We start from the raw sequence: 246 nt of genomic DNA on the forward strand, positions 1-246 counted from the left end.
GAAATTGAAATCGCAGTGAAGATGCTGTGTACCCGCGGCTAGACGGAAAGACCCCGTGAACCTTTACTACAGCTTGGCACTGAACATTGAACCTACATGTGTAGGATAGGTGGGAGACTTAGAAGATGAGACGCTAGTTTTGTTGGAGTCGTCCTTGAAATACCACCCTTGTAGTTTTGATGTTCTAACGTTGGCCCCTGAATCGGGGTTACGGACAGTGCCTGGTGGGTAGTTTGACTGGGGCGG

Annotated in this window: 1 rRNA gene; it reads left to right on the forward strand. The window is 49.6% G+C overall.

The features are described from left to right. Window positions 1-246, forward strand: a 23S ribosomal RNA gene (locus tag H5182_RS22665); the annotation flags it as partial.

This window comes from Pseudoalteromonas sp. SG44-17, assembly GCF_014164235.1.
GTDB lineage: Bacteria > Pseudomonadota > Gammaproteobacteria > Enterobacterales > Alteromonadaceae > Pseudoalteromonas > Pseudoalteromonas rhizosphaerae.